The sequence below is a fragment of the Streptomyces sp. NPDC107528 genome, from assembly GCF_055639295.1.
Map to the genome: position 1 here is coordinate 252,951 of NZ_JBVKAV010000005.1, position 23,424 is coordinate 276,374.

Annotated in this window: 20 protein-coding genes and 1 riboswitch; of the genes, 11 read left to right on the forward strand and 9 right to left on the reverse strand. The window is 70.6% G+C overall.

Annotated features, from left to right (window positions below; all coding sequences use genetic code 11):
- Nucleotides 1–8 precede the first annotated feature (8 nt).
- Together ACZ7L5_RS18060 and ACZ7L5_RS18065 are read left to right on the forward strand one after the other, a co-directional pair.
- Nucleotides 9–1,694 carry a dolichyl-phosphate-mannose--protein mannosyltransferase gene (locus ACZ7L5_RS18060; protein WP_471517670.1) on the forward strand — a complete coding sequence of 562 codons (1,686 nt, stop codon included), beginning with the start codon at nucleotides 9–11 and terminating at the stop codon, nucleotides 1,692–1,694.
- A 328-nt stretch (nucleotides 1,695–2,022) separates the two neighbouring features.
- Complete coding sequence (locus ACZ7L5_RS18065) at nucleotides 2,023–2,274, forward strand: hypothetical protein (RefSeq protein ID WP_471517672.1); 252 nt, start codon at nucleotides 2,023–2,025, stop codon at nucleotides 2,272–2,274.
- Nucleotides 2,275–2,441: 167 nt separating this feature from the next.
- On the opposite strand, the gene metE is transcribed toward ACZ7L5_RS18065, so the two are convergent.
- The 4 genes from metE to aceA form a co-directional block, all read right to left on the reverse strand.
- Nucleotides 2,442–4,760: a 5-methyltetrahydropteroyltriglutamate--homocysteine S-methyltransferase gene (metE, locus tag ACZ7L5_RS18070; RefSeq protein ID WP_471517674.1), complete on the reverse strand. Its 2,319-nt coding sequence runs from the start codon at nucleotides 4,758–4,760 to the stop codon at nucleotides 2,442–2,444.
- 165 nt (nucleotides 4,761–4,925) lie between these two features.
- Nucleotides 4,926–5,149: riboswitch (cobalamin riboswitch) on the reverse strand.
- 263 nt (nucleotides 5,150–5,412) lie between these two features.
- Nucleotides 5,413–6,282 carry a 3-hydroxybutyryl-CoA dehydrogenase gene (locus tag ACZ7L5_RS18075; protein WP_471517676.1) on the reverse strand — a complete coding sequence of 290 codons (870 nt, stop codon included), beginning with the start codon at nucleotides 6,280–6,282 and terminating at the stop codon, nucleotides 5,413–5,415.
- Entirely contained in the window at nucleotides 6,279–7,877 is a 1,599-nt protein-coding gene (aceB, locus tag ACZ7L5_RS18080) for a malate synthase A (RefSeq protein WP_471517678.1), read from the reverse strand. Before aceB ends, ACZ7L5_RS18075 begins: the two co-directional genes overlap by 4 nt.
- A 296-nt stretch (nucleotides 7,878–8,173) precedes the next feature.
- Nucleotides 8,174–9,457: an isocitrate lyase gene (gene aceA / locus ACZ7L5_RS18085; RefSeq protein WP_471517680.1), complete on the reverse strand. Its 1,284-nt coding sequence runs from the start codon at nucleotides 9,455–9,457 to the stop codon at nucleotides 8,174–8,176.
- A 386-nt stretch (nucleotides 9,458–9,843) separates the two neighbouring features.
- Here aceA and ACZ7L5_RS18090 point away from each other — a divergent pair, with 386 nt between their 5' ends.
- On the forward strand, nucleotides 9,844–11,259 hold the full coding sequence (locus ACZ7L5_RS18090; RefSeq protein WP_471517682.1) for a short-chain fatty acyl-CoA regulator family protein: 1,416 nt from the start codon (nucleotides 9,844–9,846) through the stop codon (nucleotides 11,257–11,259).
- A gap of 19 nt (nucleotides 11,260–11,278) precedes the next feature.
- On the opposite strand, the gene ACZ7L5_RS18095 is transcribed toward ACZ7L5_RS18090, so the two are convergent.
- Together ACZ7L5_RS18095 and tsaD are read right to left on the reverse strand one after the other, a co-directional pair.
- Nucleotides 11,279–11,917: a GNAT family N-acetyltransferase gene (locus tag ACZ7L5_RS18095; protein WP_471517684.1), complete on the reverse strand. Its 639-nt coding sequence runs from the start codon at nucleotides 11,915–11,917 to the stop codon at nucleotides 11,279–11,281.
- On the reverse strand, nucleotides 11,917–12,993 hold the full coding sequence (tsaD, locus tag ACZ7L5_RS18100; protein ID WP_471517686.1) for a tRNA (adenosine(37)-N6)-threonylcarbamoyltransferase complex transferase subunit TsaD: 1,077 nt from the start codon (nucleotides 12,991–12,993) through the stop codon (nucleotides 11,917–11,919). Before tsaD ends, ACZ7L5_RS18095 begins: the two co-directional genes overlap by 1 nt.
- Before the next feature lie 167 nt (nucleotides 12,994–13,160).
- Here tsaD and nicT point away from each other — a divergent pair, with 167 nt between their 5' ends.
- Nucleotides 13,161–14,318 (forward strand): Nickel transporter NicT, encoded by a 1,158-nt coding sequence (gene nicT, locus ACZ7L5_RS18105; RefSeq protein ID WP_471517688.1) that lies wholly within the window; start codon nucleotides 13,161–13,163, stop codon nucleotides 14,316–14,318.
- A gap of 72 nt (nucleotides 14,319–14,390) precedes the next feature.
- Nucleotides 14,391–15,032 carry a superoxide dismutase gene (locus ACZ7L5_RS18110; protein ID WP_328877268.1) on the forward strand — a complete coding sequence of 214 codons (642 nt, stop codon included), beginning with the start codon at nucleotides 14,391–14,393 and terminating at the stop codon, nucleotides 15,030–15,032.
- Nucleotides 15,033–15,173: 141 nt separating this feature from the next.
- On the opposite strand, the gene ACZ7L5_RS18115 is transcribed toward ACZ7L5_RS18110, so the two are convergent.
- Both ACZ7L5_RS18115 and ACZ7L5_RS18120 read right to left on the reverse strand, forming a co-directional pair.
- Nucleotides 15,174–15,398, reverse strand: a complete 225-nt coding sequence (locus ACZ7L5_RS18115) for a twin-arginine translocase TatA/TatE family subunit (protein ID WP_363042468.1) — start codon at nucleotides 15,396–15,398, stop codon at nucleotides 15,174–15,176.
- A 91-nt stretch (nucleotides 15,399–15,489) separates the two neighbouring features.
- Nucleotides 15,490–16,065 carry a TerD family protein gene (locus tag ACZ7L5_RS18120; RefSeq protein WP_471517690.1) on the reverse strand — a complete coding sequence of 192 codons (576 nt, stop codon included), beginning with the start codon at nucleotides 16,063–16,065 and terminating at the stop codon, nucleotides 15,490–15,492.
- A gap of 156 nt (nucleotides 16,066–16,221) precedes the next feature.
- Here ACZ7L5_RS18120 and ACZ7L5_RS18125 point away from each other — a divergent pair, with 156 nt between their 5' ends.
- The 3 genes from ACZ7L5_RS18125 (at nucleotide 16,222) to ACZ7L5_RS18135 (ending at nucleotide 19,123) form a co-directional block, all read left to right on the forward strand.
- A complete protein-coding gene (locus ACZ7L5_RS18125) occupies nucleotides 16,222–16,632 on the forward strand; it encodes a BlaI/MecI/CopY family transcriptional regulator (RefSeq protein ID WP_471517692.1) in 411 nt (136 codons plus the stop codon).
- Nucleotides 16,633–16,638: 6 nt separating this feature from the next.
- Complete coding sequence (locus ACZ7L5_RS18130; protein WP_471517694.1) at nucleotides 16,639–17,571, forward strand: M56 family metallopeptidase; 933 nt, start codon at nucleotides 16,639–16,641, stop codon at nucleotides 17,569–17,571.
- A gap of 193 nt (nucleotides 17,572–17,764) precedes the next feature.
- Nucleotides 17,765–19,123: an LCP family protein gene (locus ACZ7L5_RS18135; protein WP_471518120.1), complete on the forward strand. Its 1,359-nt coding sequence runs from the start codon at nucleotides 17,765–17,767 to the stop codon at nucleotides 19,121–19,123.
- A 75-nt stretch (nucleotides 19,124–19,198) separates the two neighbouring features.
- Here the strand turns inward: ACZ7L5_RS18135 and ACZ7L5_RS18140 are convergent, their stop codons facing one another.
- Nucleotides 19,199–19,654: a tellurite resistance TerB family protein gene (locus ACZ7L5_RS18140; protein ID WP_471517695.1), complete on the reverse strand. Its 456-nt coding sequence runs from the start codon at nucleotides 19,652–19,654 to the stop codon at nucleotides 19,199–19,201.
- A gap of 138 nt (nucleotides 19,655–19,792) precedes the next feature.
- On the opposite strand from ACZ7L5_RS18140, the gene ACZ7L5_RS18145 reads away from it, so the two are divergent.
- From ACZ7L5_RS18145 to ACZ7L5_RS18155, 3 genes are all read left to right on the forward strand, one after another.
- Nucleotides 19,793–20,923, forward strand: a complete 1,131-nt coding sequence (locus ACZ7L5_RS18145) for an acyltransferase family protein (protein ID WP_471517697.1) — start codon at nucleotides 19,793–19,795, stop codon at nucleotides 20,921–20,923.
- Between the two features lie 305 nt (nucleotides 20,924–21,228).
- The gene (locus tag ACZ7L5_RS18150; protein ID WP_363046570.1) at nucleotides 21,229–21,516 is read left to right on the forward strand and encodes a DUF3040 domain-containing protein; all 288 of its coding nucleotides are present in this window, start codon (nucleotides 21,229–21,231) and stop codon (nucleotides 21,514–21,516) included.
- A gap of 594 nt (nucleotides 21,517–22,110) precedes the next feature.
- Entirely contained in the window at nucleotides 22,111–23,328 is a 1,218-nt protein-coding gene (locus tag ACZ7L5_RS18155) for a cation:proton antiporter (protein WP_471517698.1), read from the forward strand.
- The last annotated feature ends 96 nt before the right edge of the window (nucleotides 23,329–23,424 follow it).

The following is a 23,424-nucleotide window of genomic DNA, read 5'->3' on the forward strand; positions in this document are numbered from 1 at the left end:
GTCATCCGATGACGAGTAGCAGCGTGTCGCGGGCCCAGGTCCTCGACGGCACCCCGCCGACGGCAACTCCCGACGAATGGCAGGCCCGTCTGCGCCGGTTCGGATACGTCGGACGCCCTCGGACCGACACCCGCGAACGTCTCGTCCCGCCCTTCCCCGAGCCCTCGACCCGCATCCCGACCGAATGGCTCGCATGGCTGGGGCCGGTACTCGTCGCCGCCCTGGCCGCGGCGATCCGCCTCTGGCACCTCGGGCGTCCGCGGGACGTCGTCTTCGACGAGACCTACTACGCCAAGGACGCCTGGTCCCTGCTGCAGTTCGGCTACGAGGGCACCTGGCCCGACCGCAAGATCGCCGACCCGCAGATACTCGCGGACCCTCAGGTGATCCCGCTCTCCGACACCGGCGCCTTCGTCGCACACCCGCCGATGGGGAAGTGGGTGATAGCCGTCGGCGAGTGGATGTTCGGTCTCGACCCGTTCGGCTGGCGCTTCATGACGGCGATCCTGGGCGCGCTGTCGGTGCTGATGCTGTGCCGAATAGGTCGGCGCCTGTTCCGTTCGACGGCGCTGGGCTGCCTGGCCGGCGCGCTGCTGGCCGTGGACGGCCTGCACTACGTGATGAGCCGCACGGCACTGCTGGACCTGATCGTCATGTTCTTCGTACTGGCGGCCTTCGGAAGCCTGCTGATCGACCGCGACCACGCCCGGGCCCGACTCGCGGCCGCCCTGCCCGTCGGTGAGGACGGCCATGCCCGCCCGGACCGTCACACCGGCGAGCACGCCGGGGCGGGAGTACGTCCATGGCGGCTCGCGGCCGGCTTCTTCCTGGGGCTGGCGGCCGCGACCAAATGGAACGGCCTGTACTTCCTCGCCTTCTTCATGGTCCTGACCCTGCTGTGGGACGTCGGCTCCCGCCGCGTGGCAGGGGCCCGGCACCCGTACCGGTCGGTACTGCGCAAGGACCTCGGATGGTCGGTGCTGTCCTTGGTCCCCGTCGCCGTGGTGACGTACGTGGCCACATGGACCGGCTGGTTCCGCTCCGACCACGGCTACGCGCGCCACTGGGCCGACGGCCGTGGCGGCACCTGGTCGTGGATCCCGGCCCCACTGCGCAGCCTGTGGCACTACGAGTACGGGGTGTACCAGTTCAACGTGGGGCTGCACAGCTTCCACAAGTACGAGTCCAACCCCTGGAGTTGGCTGGTCCTCGGCCGCCCGGTGCTGTTCGACTACGAGTCGCCGGAACCCGGAACGGACGGCTGCCGCACGACGGTCGACTGCTCGCAGACGATCCTCGCCCTGGGCACGCCCCTGCTGTGGTGGACGGCGTGCTTCGCCCTTGCGTATCTGCTCTACCGGTGGGCCCTGCGCCGCGACTGGCGCGCCGGCGCGATCCTGTGCGCGGTGGGCGCCGGTTACCTGCCCTGGTTCCTGTACCAGGACCGCACGATCTTCTCCTTCTACGCGGTCGTCTTCGTGCCGTACCTGTGCCTGGCCGTGGCGATGATGCTCGGCGCGCTGCTGGGTCCGCCCGGGGCGGGCGAGACGCGCCGTACGGGGGGTGCGGTCGCGGCGGGCGCGCTGGTCCTGCTCATCGCCTGGAACTTCATCTACTTCTTCCCGATCTACAGCGGGCAGACGATCCCCTACGCCGACTGGCACGCCAGAATGTGGCTCGACACCTGGATATGAGTCCAACGGGGGCCCGCCTGCCGGTTGTTCGCGAGGCGTCCCTCTCGTCACTCGCAGAGCGCCGTCCGTACGGCCGCCTTGATGTCGTCGCTCTGTGCGTCCGGACCACCCGGGCCGAGGTTCACCATGACCGTCGCCTGCCCGCCGTCGACCGTGGCACCGGCCGCCGCAGGGCAGCGGCCTGCTCTCCAGGCCGAGGCCGTACGCGCGGCCGTCCGAGTTGCCGGTGTGCGCGCCGTGGCCGAAGACGAGATGGCCCGGCGTGGGGCGGCTCAGGTCGAGACGGTCGGGGTCGGGGAAGCGCGTGGGGTCCCGGTTGGCCGCGCCGATGCAGGGGAACAGGGACTCGTCCGCCGGGACGGTCATCGCCGAACTCGACGGGCTCCGGGGTGCCCCGCCAGCTGGTGAAGGGCAACGGGCCCTCGTAGCGCAGCAGTTCCCCCATGCCGGTCGCGAGGAGGGCGGGATCGTCGCGGAGCGCGGCGAGTTGGCCGGGGTGGGCGAGCAGGGCGTGCAGGCTGTTGCCGACGTTGTTGATGCTGGGGTCCTGGCCGGCGACGAGCTGGTGACTCGGGGCTGATCGCCAGGGACGGAGTCGCTGGCGGCGCCACCCTGTGACCTGCCGTCCCGACTGCGCACGGCTCAGGGATGGGTTGTGGGGTGAGTAGTCATCACACACACGGCTGAAAAGGATCATGCCAGGGAGCGGAACTCGGGCGTCAGCTCCCCGGCAGATCGCTCCCGGTCTCAGGACGCGGAGAGTTCCTCACGGACCGTGCGGGCCGCGGCGACAAGGTTCTCCAGGGAGGCGCGCGTCTCGGGCCAGCCGCGGGTCTTCAGGCCGCAGTCGGGGTTGACCCAGAGCCGCTCGGCGGGGATGGCTTCAAGTCCCTTGCGCAGCAGGGCCGCTGCCTCCTCGGTGCTCGGTACGCGAGGGGAGTGGATGTCGTAGACGCCGGGTCCCGCCTCGCGCGGGTAGCCGTGCTCGGCCAGTTCGCGGGCCACCTGCATGTGCGAGCGGGCCGCTTCCAGGCTGATGACGTCGGCGTCGAGGTCGTCGATGGCCTGGACGATGTCGCCGAACTCCGCATAGCACATGTGCGTGTGGATCTGTGTGTCCGGGCGTACGCCGCTGGTGGTGAGGCGGAAGGATTCCGTGGCCCAGTCCAGGTAGGCCGGGTGGTCGGCGGCGCGCAGCGGCAGCGTCTCGCGCAGCGCGGGCTCGTCGACCTGGATGACCGAAGTGCCTGCGGACTCCAGGTCGTTGACCTCGTCGCGCAGGGCGAGGGCGACCTGCCGGGCGGTGTCGCCGAGCGGCTGGTCGTCGCGGACGAAGGACCAGGCGAGCATGGTGACCGGGCCGGTGAGCATGCCCTTGACCGGACGGGAGGTGAGGGACTGGGCGTACTGGGTCCAGCGCACCGTCATCGGCTCGGGGCGGGAGATGTCGCCGGCCAGGATCGGCGGACGGACGTAACGGGTGCCGTAGGACTGGACCCAGCCGTGCTGCGTGGCGAGGTAGCCGGTGAGCTGCTCGGCGAAGTACTGGACCATGTCGTTGCGTTCGGCCTCGCCGTGCACGAGGACGTCGATCCCGGTCTTCTCCTGGAAGGAGATGACCTCCTGGATCTCGGCCTTGATGCGCTCCTCGTACCCTGCGGCGTCGATGCGCCCGCCGCGCAGATCGGCGCGTGCGGTGCGCAGTTCGCCGGTCTGCGGGAAGGAGCCGATGGTGGTGGTCGGCAGCAGCGGCAGGCGGAGCTGGGCGCGCTGCGCGGCGGCCCGTTCGCCGTACGGCTGTGAGCGGCGGGTGTCCGCGTCGGTGACCGCCGCCGCCCTGGACCGGACGGCCGGGTCGCGGGTGATCGGAGAGCCGGCGCGGGACGTCAGGTCGGCCCGGTTGGCGGCGAGTTCGGCGGCGATGGTGTCGGTGCCCTGGGCGAGGCCCTTGGCGAGGGTGACGATCTCGGCGGTCTTCTGCCTCGCGAAGGCCAGCCAGCGCAGGACCTGTGGCTCGATGTCCCGCTCCAGACCCGTGTCCAGGGGCACATGGAGCAGTGAGCAGGAGGCGGCCACGTCGACCCGGTCGGCCAGCCCGAGCAGGGTGCCCAGGGTGGACAGGGACTTCTCCAGGTCGTTGACCCAGATGTTGCGTCCGTTGACCACGCCGGCGACCAGGCGCTTGCCGGGCAGACCGCCGGCGGCGGCGAGCGCGTCGAGGTTGGCGGCGGCGGACTCGGTGAAGTCCAGTGCCAGCCCGTCGACGGGGGCCTTCGCCAGCACCGGCAGGGCGTCGCCGAGCCGGTCGAAGTACGAGGCGATCAGCAGCTTCGGGCGGTCGGTGAGGGCACCCAGATCGCGGTAGGCGCGCTCGGCGGCGTTCAGCTCGGCCGGGGTGCGGTCCTGCACGAGTGCGGGCTCATCGAGCTGTGCCCACTGGGCGCCGGCCGCGCGCAGGTCGGCGAGAACCTCGGCGTACACCGGCAACAGGCGGTCCAGGAGCGTCAGCGGCTCGAAGTCGGCGGGCACACCGGGGCCGGGCTTGGCGAGCAGCAGGTAGGTGACCGGGCCGACCAGGACGGGGCGGGCGGCCAGGCCCAGCGCCAAGGCCTCCTTCAGCTCGGCGACCTGCTTGGCCGAGTCGGCCGTGAAGACGGTGTCCGGGCCCAACTCCGGCACCAGGTAGTGGTAGTTCGTGTCGAACCACTTCGTCATCTCCAGCGGTGCCACGTCCTGCGTGCCGCGGGCCATGGCGAAGTAGCGGTCGACGGTATCGGCCGTGACGGCGTCCCGGTGCCGCGCGGGGATCGCGCCGACCATGACGGTGGTGTCCAGGACGTGGTCGTAGTACGAGAAGTCGCCCGTCGGGACCTCGTGGATGCCGGCGTCGGCCAGCTGACGCCAGTTGGCGGCGCGCAGTTCGGCGGCCGTGGTGCGCAGGGCGTCGGGCGTGACGCGGCCCTTCCAGTAGCCCTCGATCGCCTTCTTCAGTTCCCGGTTCGGGCCCTGGCGGGGGTAGCCGTACACGGTGGCCCGTGCTGCCGCGGCTGCGGACTTCGTGGTCACGGAGATCTCCTTCGCGAGATGAATCCCTGGAATCCCGGGGACGGGACGAGAGCGCGAAGGGGTGACGAACCCGACGGTCGGAGCGTGCGCGGCTGGGCACGGTCGTCCGCCTGGTATGTACGCCGACCCGCCCTCGAGGTCACCGGGATGTCCGCGCGCGAGGTGTCCGCGCGCGGGCAGTTGGCAGGTCTTCGGACTCGCGGGCACGTCCTCCTGACCGGAGGACATCTACTGGCCGTCGCTTCCCAGGCCCCGTTCGTCGGGCCCAGTGCGGATGACGGCGGTCGTTCCCACTCACCGCTGCGGGGCAGTCCCGGATTCCCACCGGGTTCCCTCTTGCGACGCATCCCACCTGGAGGGCGGGGCGAACCAGCTGCACCCGCCAGCCTACGGGGTGGCACCTCGCAGGGGCGGACGGCGTCCGTCTTTCGGATGGTGAAATGGGACACCCGTGTGCCCGAGTTCCCCGAGCTCCCCGAGTGCCGGGAGTTCCCTGAGATCCCCGAGCTTCCCGAGCGTCCCTGGGCTCGCAACGCCACAAGGCGGGAAGCGCGCCGCGTCCGCGCTTCCCGCCCTTCCCCTGTGTCCGCCGCGCGGGAACCCTCACTCCCGGCGGCGACCTGGGCCCCTCGGCCCGCGGCGTACCAGGCCCTCAGTCCTGGTCGTAGACGTGGAACCCGCGGCCGGTCTTCCGGCCGAGCAGTCCCGCCTCCACCATCCGCTGGAGCAGCGGGGGAGGGGCGTAGAGGGGTTCCCTGAACTCGTCGTAGAGCGACTCGGCGATCGAGGCGATGGTGTCCAGCCCGATCAGGTCTGCCAGTTTCAGTGGGCCCATGGGGTGCGCGCAGCCCAGCTCCATGCCCGTGTCGATGTCGGCGGCGGTGGCGAAGCCGGACTCCGCCATCCGGACCGCGGACAGCAGGTACGGGATGAGCAGAGCGTTGACGACGAAGCCTGCCCGGTCCTGGGAGCGGATGACGGTCTTGCCGAGCGCGCGGACCGCGAAGTCCTCGACGGCGGCGACGGTCGTCCCCGACGTGTGCAGCGAGGTCACGACCTCCACCAGGGGCAGCACCGGCACCGGGTTGAAGAAGTGCAGGCCCACGACCCGGTCGGCCCGGCCGGTCGCCATGCCGAGCCGCATGACGGGGAGTGAGGAGGTGTTGGTCGCCAGCACCGCCTCCGGGTCCTCGACGATCTTGTCGAGCGTGGCGAAGACCTCGGTCTTGGCGGCCGGGTTCTCGACGACCGCCTCGACGACGAGCTGCCGGTCGGCGAGATCGTCCAGGCTGCCGCTGAAGACCATGCGGGCGAGGGCGTCCCGAGCCGCGGCCTCCTCCAGCTTGCCGCGGCGCACCGCGCGGCCGAGTGATGCCGCCACCCGGTCCCGTGCCGCGCGGGCCGCGACCGCGTCCACTTCGCAGACCACGGTGTCGAGCCCGGCCCGTGCGCACACCTCGGCGATCCCGGCCCCCATCTGCCCGCCGCCGACCACCCCGACGCGCCGGATGCCCCCGCTCACGCGCCGGCCTCCGTCCGCTTCACGAGGTGCCGGGTGTACGCGTCCGGAGTGAAGAACTGCGGCAACTCGCCTGCCAGCGCCGTCCGTTCGAACAGGGCGCGGATCTCGTCGACGGGCGCCCACGGGTATGCGGCGCCGAGCGCGACGACCTCGTCGTCGAGCAGCCGCAGCACCGTCTCCCGGTCGATCACCCGGTGCCGGAGCCACTGCCAGATCTGCACGCGGGCGATCTCGGCGGTGGCCGCGTCCTCCATCAGGCCGTACAGGGCGACGGCGCCCTGCCCGCGCAGCCAGGCGGCGAAGTAGCGCAGCGCGACGGCGATGTTGCTGCGGACACCCTCCGCGGTCGGCGGCCCGCTGATCCTTCGCACCGACAGCAGGTCGGCCGCGGTCACCTCGACGTCGTCGCGGGTACGGTCGAGTTGGTGGGGCCGTTCGCCGAGGACACCGTCGAAGACCTCGCGGCAGACGGGGACCAGCCCGGGGTGGGCCACCCAGGAGCCGTCGAAGCCGTCCTCGGCCTCACGCTCCTTGTCGAGCCGGACCTTGGCGAGCGCGGCCTCGTTCGTGTCCGGGTCCTTGCCGGGCACGTGGGCGGCCATGCCGCCGATGGCGTGCGCGCCGCGACGGTGGCAGGTGCGCACGAGGAGTTCGGTGTACGCCCGCATGAAGGGGGCGCTCATCGTCACCTTGGCCCGGTCGGGGAGGAGGAAGTCGGTGCGGTGACCGAAGGTCTTGATCAGGCTGAACAGGTAGTCCCAGCGGCCCGCGTTGAGTCCCGCGCTGTGCTCACGCAGTTCGTAGAGGATCTCCTCCATCTCGAACGCGGCGGTGATCGTCTCGATGAGGACCGTGGCGCGGATCGTGCCGCGTGGGAAACCGAGCAGTTCCTGGGCGAGGACGAAGACGTCGTTCCACAGGCGTGCCTCGTAGCGGTTCTCCAGCTTCGGCAGGTAGAAGTACGGACCGTACCCGGCGTCGATCTGGCGCTGGGCGCAGTGGAAGAGGTACAGGCCGAAGTCGACCAGGGCGGCGGGCACGGGCCGCCCGTCCAACTCCAGGTGCTCCTCGTCGAGATGCCAGCCACGCGGGCGGACCATCATGGTGGCGAGCCGGTCGCTCTCGCCGAGCCGGTATTCCTTGCCCTCCGCCGTGGTGAAGTCGATACGGCGCTCTACGGCGTCGAGCAGGTTGAGCTGGCCGCCGATGACGTTGTCCCAGAGGGGAGCGGTGGCGTCCTCGAAGTCCGCCATCCAGACCTCGGCGCCGGAGTTGAGCGCGTTGACCGCCATCCGGCGGTCCGGCGGGCCGGTGATCTCGACGCGGCGGTCGGTCAGGCCGGGTGCGGGCGGTGCGACGCGCCAGGCCGGGTCGGCGCGGACGGCGGAGGTGACCAGGGGGAAGCCGAGCGGTGAGCCCGACGCCAGCCGCAGCGCCAGCCTGCGGCGCTCCTTCATGAGTTCCCGGCGGCGTTCGCCGAACTCCGCGGCGAGCCGGCCCACGAAGCCGAGGGCGGCAGGCGTGAGGATCTCGTCGTGACGGTGGCCCGGACCGGCGAGGACGCGGACATCGTGGGTCAATGCGGTGGTGGACATCGGGTCTCCTGAGGGGTGGGAGCGGAGGGGCTGGACGGGGACGGACGCCCGCCCCTCAGCTCGACAAGTGCGGCCCGGCGGCCGAGGTCGTGTCCGCAAGGTCCCGTCGTTCGCCCGGAGGGCGGGCCCGGCGGCGTCTGGTGCGTGCTCTCGGCGTGCGGGGCGGAGGTCCTCGTACTGGACGCACTTGGGCCTTCGCCGGGTGCGGCGGTGGGGGAACCTCCCGCTCGGGCGAAGCCGAGAGGTGGGGGAGCGTGCCAGGCGTCGCGGGGCAGGCGGGACCTTGCGGACACGAACTAGTGGAACTGCTCTTCCTCCGTGGACCCGGCGAGCGCGGTCGTGGACGAGGCGGGATTGACCGCCGTCGACACCAGGTCGAAGTACCCCGTACCGACCTCGCGCTGGTGCTTGACGGCGGTGAAGCCGTGGGCCTGCGCGGCGAACTCCTTCTCCTGGAGGTCGACGTAGGCGGTCATGCCGTGCTCGGCGTAGCCGCGGGCGAGGTCGAACATGCCGTGGTTCAGGGAGTGGAAGCCGGCCAGCGTGATGAACTGGAACTTGTAGCCCATCGCGCCCAGTTCACGCTGGAACTTGGCGATCTGGTCGTCGTCCAGCGCGGCCTTCCAGTTGAAGGACGGCGAGCAGTTGTACGCCAGCATCCGGTCCGGGTACCGGGCGTGGATCGCCTCGGCGAACTCGCGGGCCTGCTCCAGATCCGGGGTGCCCGTCTCCACCCAGATCAGATCGGCGTACGGCGCGTAGGCCAGACCGCGGGCGATGACCGGCGCCATGCCGCCCCGCACCCGGTAGAAGCCCTCCGCCGTGCGCTCGCCGGTGACGAACTCGGCGTCGCGCTCGTCGACATCACTGGTGAGGAGGTTGGCGGCGAGAGCGTCGGTGCGGGCGACGATGACGGTCGGCACGTCGGCGATGTCTGCCGCCAGACGGGCCGCGTTGAGGGTGCGGATGTGCTGCGAGGTCGGGACGAGGACCTTGCCGCCGAGGTGGCCGCACTTCTTCTCGGAGGCGAGCTGGTCCTCGTAGTGGATGCCGGCCGCACCCGCCGCGATCATCGCCTTGGTCAGCTCGAATGCGTTGAGCGGGCCGCCGAAGCCGGCTTCCGCGTCGGCCACGACCGGCGCCAGCCAGTCCGTGGTGTCGCCGGCGTCCTCCGCGGTGGCGATCTGGTCGGCGCGCAGCAGCGCGTTGTTGATCCGACGCACCACCTGCGGAACGGAGTTGGCCGGGTAGAGGCTCTGGTCGGGGTAGGTGTGCCCGGCCTGGTTGGCGTCGGCGGCGACCTGCCAGCCGGACAGGTAGATCGCCTGGAGGCCGGCCTTGACCTGCTGGACGGCCTGGCCGCCGGTCAGCGCGCCCAGGGCGTGGACGTAGTCGAGCTCGTGCAGTTGGCGCCACAGCCGCTCGGCCCCGCGCCGGGCCAGCGTGTGCTCCTCGCGGACACTGCCGGACAGCCGTACGACGTCCTCGGCGCTGTAGGTGCGCTCGATGCCCTGCCACCTCGGGTCGGTGGCCCAGCGCCGTGCGAGCTCCTCGGCCGCGTGCTTCCTCGCCTCTGCCATGACTGTCACCGTCTCCTCGGTCTGTTGCGTCTGCCAAATCGTGTGTTGCTCTCCGCACGAATGGCACTGCGTGTCTCATCAAGGGGTGCGGCCCGCCGTCACCCCGAAGGGCGAAGGTGAGCAATGCTGCCGGTACGGGCTGCCGTCCTGCCGGGATCTCCGACGTCAGGGCTTGAATCGCGCCCCGGTTCCGGGCGGAGCCTGCCGGGTCCGGCGGGCCGCACTCACACTCTGGCACTGGCACTCAGTGCCGCCAACCGTGGAAGCCTGCCAAGCTTTGCGAATCTTCCGGCCGCCGTTTGCCAACTTTGCGAAGGACGTGAGGTGCTCTGGCCGGCGTACGCTGACCTGGTCTCAGCCGGTCCCTACATGGAGGAACGCACGCGGTGAGCAAGACCTATGCGGGGGCACGGCTGCGAAGGCTCCGCGAGGAGCGCCGAATGAGCCAGGCCGAGTTGGCCCGGGTCCTCGCCATCTCGCCCAGCTATCTGAACCAGATGGAGCACGACTCCCGCCCGCTCACCGTCCCCGTCCTGCTCCGGCTGACCGAGACCTTCGGACTGGACCCGAACTTCTTCTCCGAGCGCGACACGACCCGTCTGGTGGCCGACCTGCGCGAGGCGCTCACCGGTGAGATCGCCGAAGCCCGCGTCTCCCCGTCCGACCTCGCCGAACTCGCCTCCCGCATGCCCGCGGTCGCGCGGGTCCTCCTCGACCTGGGCCGCCGCAATCAGCTCCTGTCCGAGCGGCTCGCGGGAGCGGCCGACGGCCGGGACACCGCCGTCGAGACACCGCGCTCACCCCACGAGGAGATCCGGGACTTCTTCTACCGCCGCCAGAACTACCTGCACGACACCGACCTCGCGGCCGAACGCCTCGCCGACGAGATGGGCATCCGGCCCGGCGAGGTCGTCGGCGCCCTCACGGCGAGACTGGCCGACGCGCACGACGTCCGCCCGGCCGCAGGGACCGGCGACCGGCTGCACCACTTCGACGCGGCGACCCGCACCCTCCACCTGTCGACCCGCCTGCGCCCCGGCCAGCGAGCGTTCCGCATGGCCACCCAACTGGCGCTCCTCGAATACGGCGACGAACTCGACCGTCAGGCCGCCGAGGACTTTCCGCCCGGCTCACCCGCCCACGCCCTGGCCCGCATCGGCATCGCCAACTACTTCGCGGCCGCGTTGATCCTGCCGTACACCGCCTTCCACACGGCGGCCGAGGAGTTCCGCTACGACATCGAGCGCCTCACCGACCGCTACGGCCTCGGCTACGAGACGGTCTGCCACCGCCTGAGCACCCTCCAGCGACCCCGACTGCGCGGCGTGCCCTTCTCCTTCGTGCGTGTCGACCGTGCCGGGAACATGTCCAAACGCCAGTCGGCCACCGGCTTCCACTTCTCCCGGGCCGGCGGCACCTGCCCCCTGTGGAACGTCTACGAGGCGTTCGCCGCCCCCGGGCGCATCCACGTCCAGATCGCGGAAATGCCGGACGGGCAGCGCTACTTGTGGACGGCCCGTGCTGTCACCCGGCACCGAGGCGGCTGGGGCGAGCCCGGCAGGACGTATGCCATCGGGCTCGGCTGCGAGATCCGCCACGCCCATCGCCTCGTCTACTCCGACGGCCTCGACCTCACCAACGCCTCCGCGGCGACCCCGATCGGGATGGGCTGCCGGGTCTGCGAACGTCTCGACTGTCCTCAGCGGGCGGCTCCTCCGCTGGGCAGGACACTCGCCGTCGACGAGCACAGCAGCACCTTCGTGCCGTATCCGGTCGAGGCTGAGAACGACAGACGGGCGTGACCGGCCCGGGCGCTGTCGTTCAGCCGGCAGAAGGAGCCGTACCGGGTGGTGCGGTCGGCCTCCTCGATGCCGGGGACGAGGACCGCGTCAAGGGTTGGGCGGCCAGGGACCGGGCGGGGTGACGAGGGCTCAGGAAGACGACGATGCCCGTGCCGTCGGGGGAGGGGTGGGTGGCCTGCGTCCAGCCGTGGCGGCGGTAGAAGGACATGGCTCGCCCCGACCGGACGGAGGTGAGCAGCCAGGAGCGGCCTTCGGGGGCGTCTGCGGTGACCGCTTCCAGCAGGTCGGCGGCGAGGCCGGTGCCCCGGGTGGCGCCGCGGACGGCGAGTTCGTCCACCTCGCGGGCCCCGCACAGCCAGTCGACGCTGCGGTCGGGGCCGAGCCCGGCTGCGGCCTGCGGGTAGCAGCGGTCGGTGGGGAGGGGGGTGGGGGTGGTCCGGGCGGTGGCGAAGCCGAGGGCCTCCTGGCCGTCCAGGGCGAGCGCGGCGGTGAAACCAGGACGGCGGACGTCCAGCGTGAGCCGCTTGGCGAACTCGACCGCGTTTTCCTCGCCCTCGTTCCATGGTGGGCCACTGAAGGCGTCGAGATAGACGGCGCGCAGCGCGGCGGAGTGGGCGAGGAGATCGGCGCCCTTGAAGACCCGGACGACAGGGCTCATCAGGCCGCCACCGCCTTGGTGATGGCCGCCACAGGGTGCAGCGCCGCGTACTCCAGCGGCGCCGACGGATCGATCGACACGTCCAGCGGGGCCGGTTCGGCTCCGGCACGCACGAGGAGGTCGCCGACGGCGGCGATCATCGCGCCGTTGTCCGTGCACAACCGCAGGGGCGGCACACGCAGTTCGACACCCGCGGCGCGGCAGCGCTCCTCGGCCAGGGAACGGACACGGGAGTTCGCGGCAACCCCGCCGACCACGACCAGGGTGCCCACACCGTGCTCGACGCAGGCTGCCACCGCCTTGCGAGTCAGTACGTCGGCGATGGCCTCCTGCAGCGACGCCGCGCCGTCGGCGACGGGCAGTTCACGGCCCGCGTGCCCCTCCGCCCACCGCGCGGCAGCCGTCTTCAGCCCGGAGAAGGAGGAGTCGTACGGCTCGTCGCGCGGGCCGGTCAGCGGGCGCGGGAAGGGGGCAGCGCGCGGATCCCCCGCGCGCGCTGCCCGGTCGATGGCCGGACCGCCCGGATACGGCAGCCCGAAAACCCGCGCGACCTTGTCGAAGCACTCCCCGGCCGCGTCGTCGAGGGTGTCGCCGAGATGGACGATCGGATCGCGGGCCAGGTCCTGGACGAGGAGCAGCGAAGTGTGGCCGCCCGAGACGATCAGCACCATGCAGGGATCGGGCAACGGCCCGTGCTCCAGGGTGTCGGCGGCGACATGGCCGGCGAGGTGGTGCACGCCGAACAGGGGGACACCGAGCGCGTACGCGATGCCCTTCGCCCCGGCCAGCCCCACCTGGAGCGCGCCCGACAGGCCCGGTCCGGTGGTGACGGCGACCGCTCCGATGTCGCAGAGCCGCAACCCGGCACCGTCCAGGGCCTGCTGGACCACCGGTCGTACCGCATGCACATGGGCGCGGGCGGCGATCTCGGGCACGACACCGCCGTAGCGGGCGTGTTCGTCCATGCTCGACGCGATGGCATGGCCGAGCAGCCTGCCGTCCTGGACGAGACCCGCGCCCGTCTCGTCGCAGGACGACTCGATGCCCAGCACGATCGGAGATTCCTTGCGCCCCATACCGGATCACCCCTTTCTGCACCATCCATGCTATTGCAATCCATGTGCAATAAGGAAATCCTGACGCGGGCTTTGCCGCCCCTGCGTTGTTCTTGCAACTGATGGGCAGAAGCCTGGGCCGCGCGGCTGAGAACAGCCATCGGACCAGCAGTAAGGCCCCCACCTCCATGACTTCCTCGTGGCACCGCATCGTTATGTCCATGACCCGCAAGGAGTGGGCGAACCTCGGCGGAATGGCCGCGTTCATCCTGGTGCTCCACGTCATCGGCTGGTTCACCCTCGTGGTGGTCGTCGCCCCCGAGCACTACAGCCTGGGCAGCAGGACCTTCGGTATCGGCATCGGCGTCACCGCCTACACCCTCGGCATGCGGCACGCCTTCGACGCCGACCACATCGCCGCCATCGACAACACCACCCGCAAGCTGATGAGCGAGGGGCAGCGACCGCTGTCCGTCGGCTTCTGGTTCTCCCTCGGCCACTCCTCGATCGTCTTCGCCCTCGCCCTCCTGCTCTCCCTGGGCGTCAAGGCGTTGGCCGACCCGGTGCAGAACGACGACTCGGCGCTGCACAGCGTGACGGGCTGGATCGGTACGACGGTCTCGGGGGCGTTCCTCTACCTCATCGCGGTCATCAACATCGTGATCATGGCCGGCATCTGGAAGGTCTTCCGGCGGATGCGCACCGGCCACTTCGACGAGGCCGCCCTCGAAGAGCAGCTCAACAACCGGGGCTTCATGAACCGCCTCCTCGGCCGCCTGATGAAGTCGATCACCAAGCCCTGGCAGATGTACCCCCTGGGCATGCTCTTCGGTCTCGGCTTCGACACCGCGACCGAGATCGCACTCCTCGTCCTCGCCGGCTCGGGCGCGGCATCAGGGCTGCCTTGGTACGCCGTCCTGTGCCTGCCGCTCCTGTTCGCGGCCGGCATGTCGCTGCTCGACACCATCGACGGCTCGTTCATGAACTTCGCTTACGGCTGGGCGTTCTCCAAGCCGGTCCGCAAGGTCTACTGCAACCTCACCATCACGGGCCTGTCGGTCGCCGTCGCCCTCATCATCGGCACCGTCGAGCTGCTGGGCCTGATCGCCGAGCAGGCGGACCTGCACGGCCCGTTCTGGGACTGGGTGTCCGGCCTCGACCTGAACGTCATCGGCTACGTCATCGTCGGCCTGTTCTTCGCCACGTGGGCGTTGGCCCTGGTGGTGTGGAAGGCCGGCCGCATCGAGGAGAAGTGGACGGCCGGCCTGGCGCGGCCCGCGCAACCGGGCTCGGGCAGCAGTGACACCGCGCTGCGACACGGCCCAGGTCCTAGGTCCAACGCCTGATCGAAAAGCTGTCGCTCTTACTGTTAACGTGCAGCTGCATACCATTCGCAATAACGTCGGAGGACGTTGGACATGGCGGTTTACACGCTCCCGGAGCTTCCGTACGACTACGCGTCGCTCGCCCCGGTCATCAGCCCCGAGATCATCGAACTGCACCACGACAAGCACCACGCGGCGTACGTGAAGGGCGCGAACGACACGCTGGAGCAGCTCGCCGAGGCGCGGGACAAGGAGTCGTGGGGCTCGATCAACGGCCTGGAGAAGAATCTGGCCTTCCATCTCTCCGGCCACATCCTGCACTCGATCTACTGGCACAACATGACGGGCGAGGGCGGCGGCGAGCCGCTGGAGAAGGACGGCGTGGGCGAACTCGCGGACGCCATCGCAGAGTCCTTCGGGTCCTTCGCGAACTTCAAGGCCCAGCTGTCCAAGGCGTCGGCCACGACCCAGGGTTCCGGCTGGGGCGTGCTCGCCTACGAGCCGCTCAGCGGCCGCCTCATCGTCGAGCAGGTCTACGACCACCAGGGCAACATCGGCCAGGGTTCGACGCCGATCCTGGTGTTCGACGCCTGGGAGCACGCCTTCTACCTCCAGTACCGGAACCAGAAGGTCGATTTCATCGAGGCCATGTGGCAGGTCGTCAACTGGCAGGACGTGGCCAAGCGCTACGCCGCCGCCAAGGAGCGCGGCAACAGTCTGCTTCTCGCGCCGTGACGCCGTAACACGCCGCGGATGCCCTGCTCGTGATCGTCTTCTCACCCTTCACCGGCAGGCAGCACGACGAAGGGCTCCCACAAGAACCTGACTTGTGGGAGCCCTTCGCGATCTCGTGGCGCTGTCTCGTGACGCTCTGTCCTACTGCGCACCCGAGCTCTGCGGCCTCGGCCCCTCCGGGGCGACGGTCTCCCCCGGAATCACCCGAGGCGCCCCCGGAGCGTCCTCGTCCTTCATCGCCCTGGCCTCGGACTTGAGGATGCGCGCCGACTTGCCCGCCGAACGGGCGAGTTCGGGAAGCTTCTTCGCGCAGAGGACGGCGATGACGACGAGGAGGATGATCACGAGTTCGCTCAGTCCGAACATGAGGTTCCCGTCCTTCTGGTGAGCTGGGTGACGTGGTGGAGCAGGTGGAGCAGGTGTGAGCAGCGTCCCACGGTCGAGCGGGCCCCCGCTGTCAGACGTCGACACCGAAGTCGGCGGCGATCCCGGCGAGCCCGGAGGCGTAACCCTGTCCGACCGCTCGGAACTTCCAGTCGGCGCCGTGGCGGTACAACTCGCCGAAGACCATGGCCGTCTCGGTCGAGGCGTCCTCGGACAGGTCGTAGCGGGCGATCTCGGCCCCACCGGCCTGGTTGACGATGCGGATGAAGGCGTTGCGGACCTGGCCGAAGCTCTGGCCGCGGTTCTCGGCGTCGTGGATGGAGACCGGGAACACGATCCGGTCGACGTCGGCGGGCACGGCCGCCAGCTCGACCTTGACGGACTCGTCGTCGCCCTCGCCCTCACCGGTGAGGTTGTCACCGGTGTGCTCCACGGAACCGTCCGGGCTGGTGAGGTTGTTGTAGAAGACGAAGTGCCGGTCGGACGGGACCTTGCCGGAGGCGTTCAGCAGCAGGGCGGAGGCGTCGAGGTCGTAGTCGGTGCCGGTGGTCGTGCGCACGTCCCAGCCCAGTCCGACCAGGACGGCGGTCAGGCCCGGTGCCTCCTTGCTGAGTGAGACGTTGCCGCCCTTGGACAGGGAAACTCCCACTGATGCTCTCCCCTTCGCGTGAGGTGAATGCGCTGATTGCGGTCCCCTGAAATCTACATCACTGTAGAAGGAATGGAAGGCCGCCTCTGCTTTCCTTACGATGTACCGCTCGATGAATCGCATATGACGCGCAGGTCAGCGGAAGGGAGACAGGGCATGGCGGATGACCGGCAGCGTTCCCGGCGCCGGGGACAGGGCGAGCTGGAGGCGCTGATCCTGTCGGCCCTACGGGAGGCGGACGGTCCGGCGACGGCCGGCTGGGTGCAGGAACGGCTCGGCGGGGATCTCGCCTATACGACGGTGATCACGATCCTGACCCGTCTGCTGGCCAAGGGCGCGGTGACCCGGGAGCGTGCGGGCCGCTCCTTCGCGTGGACGTCGGCCTCGGACGAGGCGGGCCTCGCGGCGCACAGGATGCGCAGGGTGCTGGACGCCGAGAGCGACCGCGGGGCCGTGCTCGCCAGCTTCGTCACCGGTCTGGGGCCGGACGACGAGCGGCTGCTGCGTGAACTGCTCGGCCAGTCCCGGAGCGAACCGGGCGGGTCCCGGAGCGAAGGGGACAACTGACACCTCATGGGGGTCTTCGTCTTTCTCCCGCTCGTCCTGCCGCTCACGGCATGGCCGATCGCCCGCCTCGCCGAGCAGCACCTGCATCCGCGCACCGCGACAAGGCTGCTCACCGCCGTCGCCGCCGTCATGGCGGTGTGCAGCACGGTGTGCCTGGCTCTGGCGATGGTGGTCGGCACCGCCCAACTGCCCGGCAACCCGCTGCCCGACGGCTGGTCGGACCCCGAGGTGCGAGCAGCCGTGCCGTACGACGAGATCGTCGGCAAGGCCGCCATTCCGGCGCTGTGCACGGTGGTTGTGGCCTGCGGCCGGACACTGTGGCGGCACGGCCGGTTCCGCCGCCACGCCCACCGGGCGCTCGCCGGGCTGCCGGGTACCGGGGTGGTCGTACTCCCCGACGAGGTGCCGTATGCCTACGCGCTGCCGGGTGGCCGACGGGACCGGGTGGTGGTCACCACGGGGCTGCTGGACCGCCTCGAACCCGCCGAACGCCGGGCGCTGTTCGCTCACGAGCGGGCCCATCTGGCCGCGCGGCACCACCGTTTCCTGCTCGCCGTCCAACTGGCCGCGCGGGCCAATCCGTTCCTGCGCCCGCTGCGTACGGCGGTGTCGTACACCGCGGAACGCTGGGCGGACGAAGAGGCGGCCCGGGCCGTCGGCAGCCGCAGCGCGGTGGCGAGCGCGATCGGCAAGGCGGCGCTGGTGTCCCGGGGCACTCCGGTCGCGACGCTGGCGGGCTTCGCGGCGCCGGGGCCGGTGCCGCGCCGAGTGGCCGCGCTGCTCCGGCCCGCTCCGCAGGGGCGTCGTTGGCCGTCACTGTTCACCTCGGTGGGCCTGGCGGCGTGGTGCGCTGCCGCGGGGACGGCCGTCTCGGCGATGTCCTCCGCGAACTCGGCGGTGACCATGGTCCTCATCCTGCGCGCGGCGACGCCTCTCTGAACGGGGGCTTCCCGAGCGGACATTGGGGTTCCCGGCCGGCCGTCGACGGGTGCTGCCACGGGAATTTCTCCGGTTCGTACGATCCAGGCAACGGATGTTGCAAAGATCGTCGTCTGTTCCGGGTGAGGGGTTCGGGCTTCGGCCATTCATCTACAGAGGGGGCGCGGTGACGGGAACGGGGAAACGCCGGCGTATGCAGGGCGGCGCGGGGAAGACCCGGTTGACGCGGAGGGGGCGGATCCTGGCGTGGGGGGTGGGGACGACGTCGGCCGTCGTCCTCGGAGTCGCCGGGGTGGGTGCCTGGGTCTACCAGGACCTCAACGACAACATCAAGTCCGCCGACGTCGATGACAAGATCGGCGGGGACCGGCCCGAGAACCTCAGCCCGGGGTCGAAGAACATACTCGTCGTCGGCTCCGACAGCCGCGACGGCGCCAACGCGGAGTACGGCAAGGACCTGACCACCATGCAGTCGGACACGCTGATGGTCCTGCACGTCCCGGCCAACCGGAAATGGGCCACGGTGGTGTCGTTCCCCCGTGACTCGTGGGTGGAGGTACCGGCCTGCGACAAGGGCGACGGGAGCACCTCCGCGCAGCACCACTACAAGATCAACGAGGCGTTCGCGCTGGGCGGCACCAGCGGCGAGGTCGCCGGGGCGGCCGCCTGCTCCATCAAAACGGTCGAGGCCAACACGGGCCTGCGCATAGACCACTTCATGTCCGTCGACTTCCAGGGCTTCAAGGGCATGGTCGACGCCCTGGAGGGCATCGAGGTCTGCCCCGAGCAGGCCATCCACTCCAAGAAGGCCCGACTGGACATGGAGCCCGGCTGCCAGACGGTCGGGGGTGAGAAGGCGCTCGGCTATGTGCGTGTCCGCTACGGCGTCGGCGACGGCTCCGACATCGGACGCATCGGACGCCAGCAGGAGTTCATGGACGCCCTCGCCGAGAAGGCACAGGCCAAACTGACCAGCCCGAAGGCGCTCTACGGCTTCCTGCAGTCGGCCACCAAGTCCCTGACCACGGACCCCGATCTCGCCGGCATCAAGCCGCTGTACGGCCTTGCGTCGGAGCTCAAGGGGATCCCGAGCGACCGGCTGACCTTCCTGACGGTCCCCAACTACCCGCGCGAGGCCGACGTGGCCACCGACAAGGCCAACGTCGTCTGGCAGTACCCGCAGGCCACCGACCTGTTCAGCTCCCTCGCCAGGGACAAGGAGGTCGACAAGAAGCGCCTGGAGGCGGACACGAAGAACCCCTTGTACGCCTCGTCCGTGCGCGTCCAGGTTCTCAACGGCACGGGGACCTCGGGGCTGGCCGGCACCGTCGCGGAGAAGCTGCGCGCGGCCGGCCTCACCGTCGCGGGCACGGGCAACGCCCCGCAGAACAGCGGCACTACGAAGGTCACCTACCCGGCGGGCCTGGAGAAGCAGGCCCGGGCGCTCGCGGCCCGGCTGCCCGGAGTCCGGGCCACGCCAGACCCGGCCGCGGGGGCGGGAGTGGTCACCCTGGTCGTCGGCAAGGACCTCGACCTCGACGACATTCGCTGACCCGCCGAGCCGGGGCGGACGCCGCCCGCCCCGGCAGCCGGCCGCGTCCGCCCGAGGCGGGCGGGTGCCGACCGCTCAGAGGTCGAACTCGTGCGGCGGCAGGTCGAGCGCGTAGCACGCCTCCCGCACCACGGCCTGCTCGTCCTTGTCGAAGTCGCCGTCGGCGCCGCCGATGACGATGCCGATCTGGATGACGGCGCGTGCCTCGGCGGGCTTCTTCCTCGCCTTGGCGATCTCCTGCATCACGCTCACCTTGCCGAAGTCGAAGTCGGTGGTGAGCCGGTTCAAATTCTCCTCGAAGCGCCGGCGCAGATCCTCGGCAGGGAAGTTCTGCAACACCTCGTTGGTGGCGAGCAGTTGGGCCACCCGCTGCCGCTCGGAGGGGTCGACCGTGCCGTCGGCGGCGGCGACGAGCGCGCACATAGCCATGCTCGCGTCGCGGAAGGCGCCGCTCCTGAGGTCGTTCTTCCTCGCCACCAACTGGGTCTGCATCGTCGATGCGGACTCCTTGATGCGGTCCCACAGGGCCATGAGAACTCCAAAAAGGGTATGGGCTGCTTCGCGGCCGCCGAAGCAGGCGGCCGCATCTTCTACAGTAGTGTAGAAGATGGCGCGTCAGTACACGGTGCGGTTGAATCGATGCAGGGACATGTGCTTAGGGTTCTGGCGATGTCCGTTGACGCCACCCCCGCACCCACTGTCACGCGCGCACCGGAGCGACGGCAGGAGCCGCTGCTGTCCGCAGGAGCGGCAAAGAGACGGGTCGAGCGGCGGGATCCCTTCCTCGACAACGCCAAGTACCTGGCGGTCCTGCTGGTGGCGGCGGGCCACGCCTGGGAGCCGATGCGGGAGGGAAGCCGGGCCGTCACCGCGCTGTACATGCTCGTGTACGCCTTCCACATGCCGGTGTTCGCGGTGATCTCGGGCTACTTCTCGCGCGGCTTCGAGGCGGAACCCCGCAAGCTCGGGCGGCTGCTGACCGGTGTGGTGGTCCCGTACATGGTCTTCGAGGTGGCGTACACCCTCTTCACGCGGTGGACCAGCCATGATCCCGACCGGCCGATCAGCCTGCTGGACCCGCTGTACTTGACCTGGTTCCTGGCGGCGCTGTTCGTCTGGCGGCTCACGGCTCCGATCTGGCGGCTGGTGCGCCGGCCGCTGCCGCTCGCTCTCGGCGTGGCGATGCTGGCCACCCTCTCGCCCTCGATCGGCAGTGACCTCGGTCTCCAGCGTGTCCTGCAGTTCCTGCCGTACTTCGTGCTCGGCCTGCAGCTGAAGCCGGGGCACCTCCTCCTGGCACGCCGCCGTAAGGCGCGCACCCTCGCCCTGCCGGTCCTCGGCTGCGCCCTCGTGGTGGCGTACTTGGCGGTCTCGCGGATGGACTACGGCTGGTTCTTCCACAGCGAGAGCGCCCAGGAACTCTCCGCCCCCGCCTGGTACGGCCCCCTGATGACCCTGGCCACCTTCGGCTGTTCGGTCGTCCTGGTCGCCGCCTTCCTCGCCTGTGTGCCCGGGCAGCGGACCTGGTTCACGGTGCTGGGCGCCGGCACGCTGTCCGGCTTCCTGCTGCACGGGTTCGTGGCCCAGGCGGCCAAGTACTTCGGCTGGTACGACCACGCCTGGATCCGGCAACCCGTGGGGGAGGTCGCCGTCACGCTGATCGCGGTCGCGGTCATGTCCGTGCTCTGCGCCCCCGGGGTCCAGCGCGTCCTCGGCTGTGTGACGGCACCACTCGCACCGCCGACGTCCCTGGGCCGGCCCGCCCGATACCCGAGCCGACGCCGGCCGGAGCCGGCCTGACGGCCCGTTGCACCCTTGAGTCCGTGCACGGGGTACGGACGTTGTCGGCAGTGTTCGTGCAGGTCCGCCACCAGGCGTTTGTGCAGGTCCACCACCAGGAAGGATGGGAGTTGGGCCTGATGGCGGGAGCGGCCGGGAGGGGATGCCGGAACCGGCCGTGTGCGGTGCCGAGCAGATGTGGACGTCGGCCACCGTTCGCCCTCGCCCTGCCCGTCACACCTGCCCCCGGCGAAGACGCCCATGGCTCCGGCTGCCCCACCGCCCCACCCGCTCGAGGACGGCGACCAGTACGGGGAAGGAGAGCCATGGTTCAGTCCGACGACGAGGGTCTGGGCGCGCTCGAAGCACGACTGGCGCGTGATGACCCCCGCTTCGCCCGGGCGCTGGGCGCCGGACGGCCCACCAGACCCCGCGAGTACCGCCGCACCGGCGTCTGGTGGATGCTGACGGGCGCGGTTGCCGTACTGGTCACCGGAATCGTCGTGGCCGACGGACTGCTCATCGCCGCCGGCCTGGTCCTCACCGGCATCGCCGGGCAGCTCTTCGATCCGCATCGCCCGCGCACCGGGCGCCGCTGCCCGCCGCGTCGCTGACGCGCCGGACCGGGACGGCCGCGGATACGACAACTTCCGTATGATCATCGGAATTTGGCATGCGCTAGAATCCTTTACCGAGCCCTTACGCTCCGTTGAGCGAGGGGTTGCTCAGTCGTTGGTGGTCGTTGCCGGTTCCGGCCGACGTGATGGGGGGCGTGACATGGGTCCAGTCATCCGTGTGCGCGCCGAGGTCACCTCACGCGTCGAGAACGCCGCCCGCGACGGCGTTCCTGATACCGGCAGCGTCGTCGGCCTGAGGGGCCGCTCCGCGCGCTGACGCGCCCCGCGCCCGACGAGGAAAACCGGCCACGGTACGCCGGTCACCACGTCACTCGCGGGCGGGCACACCTGCCGGCCCGTTGGAGCCCGCCGCAAGGACACGACCCACCTCGCCATGCGCTCAGCCGCTCACCCGGCCCGCGCACACGAACCTCAGCACCGTCTCGCCGCACGACACCACCGAGCCGGCCGGCCCGCGCGGTTGCCCGCACCCGCGACGGCACCCAGGCACTCCCGGAGCTCAACTCCGTTGCCGGCACCCGCACCTGGCACAGACGCCGCCACCGAACCGATCACGGAGGTCAGACGCCCGTGCACAACACCACAGCCATGCTCATCGAACTCGGCGCGATCATCCTCGCCCTGGGGCTGCTGGGCCGCCTCGCCGGCCGGGTGGGCTTCTCGCCCATACCCCTGTATCTGCTCGCCGGACTCGCCTTCGGCCACGGCGGCATCCTTCCTCTCCAGGCCAGCGAGGAGTTCGTCGCCACCGGCGCCGAGATCGGCGTCATCCTGCTGCTGCTCCTGCTCGGCCTGGAGTACAGCGCCTCCGAACTGGTCGACACCCTCAAGACCCAATACCCCTCAGGCGCGGTCGACTTCGTCCTGAACGCCGTCCCCGGCGCCGCGATGGCCCTGCTGCTCGGCTGGGGCCCGGTCGCCGCAGTCGCCCTCGCCGGTGTCACCTGGATCTCCTCGTCCGGCGTCATCGCCAAGGTCCTCGGGGATCTGCGCCGACTCGGCAACCGCGAAACCCCGGTCGTACTGGGCGTGCTGGTCCTCGAAGACCTCTCCATGGCCGTCTACCTGCCCATCCTCACTGCCCTGTTGGCCGGCGTGAGCCTCGCGGGCGGCGCCCTGACCCTGCTGATCGCCCTGGCCACGGTCGGCGCGGTGCTCTACGTGGCGCTGCGCCACGGCCGCCTCGTCAGCCGTGCGGTCTCCTCGGACAGTGCGGAGATGCTGCTGTTGGTCGTGTTCGGCCTCACTCTGCTCGTCGCGGGCATCGCCCAGCAGCTCCAGGTGTCGGCGGCGGTCGGTGCGTTCCTGGTCGGCATCGCGCTGTCCGGCGAGGTCGCCGAAGGGGCCGGCAACCTTCTCACGCCGCTGCGGGACCTGTTCGCCGCGGTGTTCTTCGTCTTCTTCGGCCTGCACACCGACCCCGCGGACATCCCACCGGTCCTGGTACCCGCCCTCGCCCTGGCCGTCGTCACCACCCTCACGAAGATCGCCACCGGCTACTGGGCCGCCCGCCGTGCCGGCGTCTCACGCAAGGGACGCTGGCGGGCAGGCGGAACCCTGGTGGCGCGGGGCGAGTTCTCGATCGTCATCGCCGGACTCACCATCGGCGTCGAGCCGCGCATCGGCCCGCTGGCCACTGCCTACGTACTCATCCTGGTCGTACTCGGCCCCCTCGCCGCCCGCTGGACCGAGCCCCTGGCCCGCCGCCTGGGTCGCCGCTCGCCGCGCGAAACGCCGGCCGTGCCGACGGTGGCCGAGCCGGCCGAGGTCGCGCATGCGAACGGCTGAGCCGCCCAGCCCGGGGCGGGTGGGCGCGACGCCGGCGGGATCGCCGACGCACGCGCCCGGCCCCGTCGGCCGACGACAACTGCCGTTGCCGAAGGG